This is a genomic window from Bacillus sp. JJ1503, assembly GCF_036965125.1.
In the GTDB taxonomy this organism is placed as follows: domain Bacteria; phylum Bacillota; class Bacilli; order Bacillales; family Cytobacillaceae; genus Cytobacillus.
On record NZ_JBALOZ010000123.1, the window covers coordinates 3,929 to 8,554 of the forward strand.

Annotated in this window: 7 protein-coding genes; 3 read left to right on the plus strand and 4 right to left on the minus strand. The window is 37.1% G+C overall.

What is annotated here, in order from left to right; all coding sequences use genetic code 11:
- The 4 genes from V7149_RS10770 to V7149_RS10785 all read right to left on the minus strand — a co-directional run.
- On the minus strand, positions 1-930 hold a 930-nt coding region (locus V7149_RS10770), incomplete at its 3' end, for an NAD(P)-dependent alcohol dehydrogenase (protein ID WP_335345629.1).
- Positions 931-1,141: 211 nt separating this feature from the next.
- A complete protein-coding gene (locus V7149_RS10775; protein ID WP_335345630.1) occupies positions 1,142-1,855 on the minus strand; it encodes a DUF4386 domain-containing protein in 714 nt (237 codons plus the stop codon).
- A 59-nt stretch (positions 1,856-1,914) separates the two neighbouring features.
- Positions 1,915-2,142: a helix-turn-helix transcriptional regulator gene (locus V7149_RS10780; RefSeq protein ID WP_335345631.1), complete on the minus strand. Its 228-nt coding sequence runs from the start codon at positions 2,140-2,142 to the stop codon at positions 1,915-1,917.
- A 1-nt stretch (position 2,143) separates the two neighbouring features.
- A complete protein-coding gene (locus tag V7149_RS10785; RefSeq protein ID WP_335345632.1) occupies positions 2,144-2,590 on the minus strand; it encodes a hypothetical protein in 447 nt (148 codons plus the stop codon).
- Positions 2,591-2,754: 164 nt separating this feature from the next.
- Between V7149_RS10785 and V7149_RS10790 the strand changes: the two genes are divergently transcribed.
- The 3 genes from V7149_RS10790 to V7149_RS10800 all read left to right on the plus strand — a co-directional run.
- On the plus strand, positions 2,755-2,943 hold the full coding sequence (locus V7149_RS10790) for a hypothetical protein (RefSeq protein WP_335345633.1): 189 nt from the start codon (positions 2,755-2,757) through the stop codon (positions 2,941-2,943).
- The gene (locus tag V7149_RS10795) at positions 2,939-3,040 is read left to right on the plus strand and encodes a hypothetical protein (protein WP_335345635.1); all 102 of its coding nucleotides are present in this window, start codon (positions 2,939-2,941) and stop codon (positions 3,038-3,040) included. Before V7149_RS10790 ends, V7149_RS10795 begins: the two co-directional genes overlap by 5 nt.
- Positions 3,041-3,287: 247 nt before the next feature.
- On the plus strand, positions 3,288-4,626 hold a 1,339-nt coding region (locus tag V7149_RS10800), incomplete at its 3' end, for a sigma-54 interaction domain-containing protein (protein WP_335345634.1).

The window sequence follows — 4,626 nt, forward strand, 5'->3', positions numbered from 1 at the left end:
TTCCAAAACGACCTTCCCTTTTGTACGCCCAATTTCGACATGTCGGTGTGCCTCCACAATTTGATCCAAAGGAAAGCATTTTTCAACAACAGGTCTTAATTTCTTTTCTTCCACTAGACTGCGTAAGAAATCCATATCCCTATCATTCGGTCTGGTAAGATGAACCTTTGCTTTCTTACGACCAATCAATGAACCTATCATTAATTGAATTGGGTGATACTTTGGATAAATTGCGTGTTCTGTAATATAAACTCCCGTCTGCGTTAAAGAACTCATACAGCTGAAAAAGGTTCGCTTACCAACCGCATCTAGAATGATATCGTACTTTTTTCCGTTATATACGAAATCTTCCTTGGTGTAATCGAGAACGTAATCTGCTCCAAGTTCTTTAACCCACTGAAGATTTGAGGTGCTACAAACAGCCGTTACCTCAGCCTCGAAATATTTAGCAAGCTGAACAGCAAAGTGACCGACACCGCCTGATGCACCATAGATTAAAACCCTTTGGCCTTGCTTTATCTGTGCTACATCTCTCAATGCTTGCAGTGCAGTCTGAGCCGCACATGGTATAGCCGCTGCCTCCTCAAAAGTTAAGTTCTTCGGCATAAGACTAAGGGNNACATATTCTGCGTGGGAGCCGAAACAACTGCCGAAAACATGATCGCCAACCTTAAATCGTTGCACGTTTTTACCTATCGCTTCTACCGTCCCCGCCACGTCAATGCCCAGTATGTGATTTTTTGGTTTTGTCATACCATTATCTAACCTTGTAGGCAAATAGCCCTTTCGGTACAGAGTATCAAATACATTGACTGACGCGTTATGCACTTTGATCAAAACCCTATCGTCATCCTTAATAGATGGTTGTTCTACATCCTGTATCTCCAGTACTTCAGGGGGACCATAGGAACTGTAAATAGCCGCTTTCACCTATTTAACCTCCTTGATTCTTTTTATTTAGTTATTTTTCGTCATCGTGAATGCAATCTCAACATATAGAGAGATCCTCAAATGATGACATTTGAAGTCCCAAAATATCCTTCTCTAACATGTAATATTCTCAAATGTATTTCTATTTATTTCAAAATATTCAGTTAATTTCAATCGGATCAATTTTTGATAAATCACTATGCAAGCTTTCCTACAATTCGTTTTGCTTTTTTGCAAACAATGAGGCAAGTGCAGACTGATTGAATCCTTTAACGATAAGCCAAACTGCTAAAATCATTTCATTCGCTGCTACAGGTATAGCCAGAATAGCACCCCAAACAGAAAGTTGAGGAAATACGCCGAACATTACGAACAAGGCACAAATAAAAATTAAAGTTGCCCCTGTCATACCTAAAATGGGTATAAATCTTGGTACGAGCTTGGTTTTATAAAATATATAACTATACATCATTGTATTAATTCCTAGCATGAAATTGGGGCCAAGCAAAAATGTCCAGTCATGGATTGCATGTAATACTATGCCTGATGTTTGGAAAGATGCCGGATCCGGAGACCCTAATGCGACAAATTCCCGGCTTAATGTCAAAAGGGACAGTACGCTAATTACACCAACAGTAATAATAATCGCTTCTAGAAATCTGAAACAAACATGCCATAGTGCGATCGTTTCATTATATTTTCGTAAAATCGGAAACATTATTGTTGCAGTACCAACCGCTGAAACGACAAGAATGAGTTCCATAAGTGCCCCCAGTACGACTTGATTGGCATGTTCCGTACCATTTATCAAGTAATCGGGACTGTTCAGGATAGGGTCGTATAATATAAGACCTGCAACCGCCGAAACGGCTGCTAGAATAAACAGTACCCCCACAATTTTGGCTGCTTTTTTGTTTGAATTCATTAATTTATCCCCTTCTTTTAATAAATTTACAAACGGTAAAGCAAAAACAATAATAATTCTTAAAGCTTTGAGTCGCCCTCATAAAAGAAAACCTCTTCCAACGGTAAGTTAAAGGCATGAGCAATACGAAAAGCCAATTCTAGAGATGGAGAGTAGTTTCCCTTTTCGAGAGCCACGATTGTCTGTCTTGTAACGCCTACCTTGTCTGCCAATTGCAGCTGTGTCATTTCATCATGATTGAATCGTAATTTTCGAATGTGATTGCCGACAAGATTTTTTTTGCTCATATTAGACTCCTTTCCGATAGTGATATAGTCTCGTAGCAGATCCGGTTAAATCGGAAATGAATCCCGAAGTGATTAGGATAATGAACATTACATGTAAAGGCTGATAAATGATCAGTGATCCCATGGCAAGAAGAAAGCCGATGATAAACACGAAAAAGGCATTCCGGAACGCTTTCAAGTCAATTAATTTATCCAGTTCATCCGCAAAATTTGGTTCCTTTTCTCTGGTTGTAATTCTAAAGACGATGTTAAATATAATGCTGATAATTATGTGTGCAACTATTGAAACCAAAGTCAAGATGAGGACGAAGGAACCCCAATAACGAAAGGTCTCAGCTGACTCCATCTCCCCGCCGGGATACTGAGGGTACATATACAAACAATAAAATCCAAAAATAAGAATTGTACTAATCAACGATAAGATACTTTTCTTTTCTTGGTACGTCATAGTTACCTCCTAGTATGGTTATTTTTACATTATGTTAAGTTTGTTAAACATAATGTAATATAAACTATACATCAAGTCAATATTTTGTTACATAAAAAATGAAAAAATAACCACACATTTCCAATAAGGCGATATCCGGTCTTCGTAGTGACTCATCTTATAAAGTGCTGGATGGGGAAGCAGGAGAGGAAATTGCGTCCGATTTAACAAACAAAGGTTTGATAAATCTAGGCTTTATGGAAAATGGTTGGAGACATATGACAAATAATAAACATGCTATTAAAACGAGTAAGGATGCGGCTAGTTTGAAGATGAGGATTCAAGAATCTCCCCCCTTATATTTCCTTTATTAAAACACTTGGATCAACTCCTGTACCGGTCCCGTTTGGAGAACTATATACTGCTCTGGAGCAAAAAGTAGTAGATAGCCAAGAAAATCCTCTTGCTTAAATTTATTTAAATAAATTTAATGAAGTACAAAAGGTATTTAACATTAACCGCCCACAATTATGATGCAGCTGTTTATTTTATGAGTAAAGCTGGTATCAATTTTTATTTGTTGAATGAATATTCAAATACTTCATGATGTTTTTAGAGGTTTTTTCTCCATCTGATCGAAAAGTATTATAAGAATAAAATCAACTTAACCTATTTTAATAACCTAGAAAAGTCATAAATAAAGGGAGAGGATGAAAAGATGAGTTCCATACTTTTTGAGATTCAAGATGAAGTTATTTTAGTCGCAGAAGCTATTAAATCGGTTTTGTCGTTGGAAGTTATTATCTATGATTTGAATAAAGTTGTCGTTGCAACGACAGGTGGAGGTCAGCACGCGGTTATAGGAAAACCTGTGAGAGGACATATAATCAGTGAGGTTTTAAAAACAAATAAGCCTGTATACAATCTAGAACCGGGATTTCACAAAATTTGTAAAAGTTGCATCCTTTATGAGAGTTGCCCAGAAAAGGCGGATGTTTCCTATCCGTTGAAACACGAAGGTGAAAATGTAGGAGTTATCAGTTTAACTGCTTTTTCAGAGGAACAAAAAATTGAATTTAAGGAAAAACACCTAATTTTATCAAACTATCTTGGGAAGATGGCTGATTTAATCAGCAGTAAAATTAATGCGAAGTCCCTATTGAAAAAGTATCTATCTACCTCCCAAATGCTCCATGTGACCATTCAATCTATGTATGAAGGAATCATTTCCATCGATCAGAACGGCTATATATTAGAACTGAATCGTTCAGCTGAGAAGATTTTAAAGATAAATAGAGATGAAGTATTAAAACAAAATATACTAGATGTGATGCCAGATTTACCAATCATGAGGGTATTATCAACAGGAAAGGGATTTTCGAATCTAGAATTCGCCCTCCGAATAAACGGTCGTAATATTCAGATCATAAGTAGTGCAACCCCGTTAGTTCACGATAGTCATATTATAGGGGTGGCCATTTCATTCAAAGATTTAGATGAGTTTCGGAAATTTGCCTATTCTATAACCACAGAGGCTGATGAATCAACCCTTGATGCCATAGTTGGAAAAAGTTTAAGCATTGTACAGGTAAAATCTATCGCTAAAAAAGTGGCAACTACTGATTCTACAGTCATCATTTTGGGTGAAAGTGGAACAGGAAAGGAGCTATTTGCAAGAGCTATTCATAAAGAAAGTAAAAGAGTAAATATGCCGTTTCGTGCAATTAACTGTGCGGCCATTCCGGAACAATTGTTGGAAAGTGAACTATTTGGTTACAGTGAAGGAGCATTTACGGGTGCAAGAAAAAAAGGAAAGCCTGGAAAATTTGAAATTGCCGATGGAGGAACGTTATTCCTAGACGAAATAGGTGATATGCCACTTCACCTACAGGTCAAAATACTTCGCGTACTGGAAGAAAGAAGAGTTGAACGAATTGGTTCAAATGATTCGATTGATATTAATATTCGGATTGTTGCGGCTACAAATAAAAATCTCGAGCAAATGGTGAAAGACGGAGAGTTTCGAGAGGATTTATTTTATCGATTGAATGTAATCC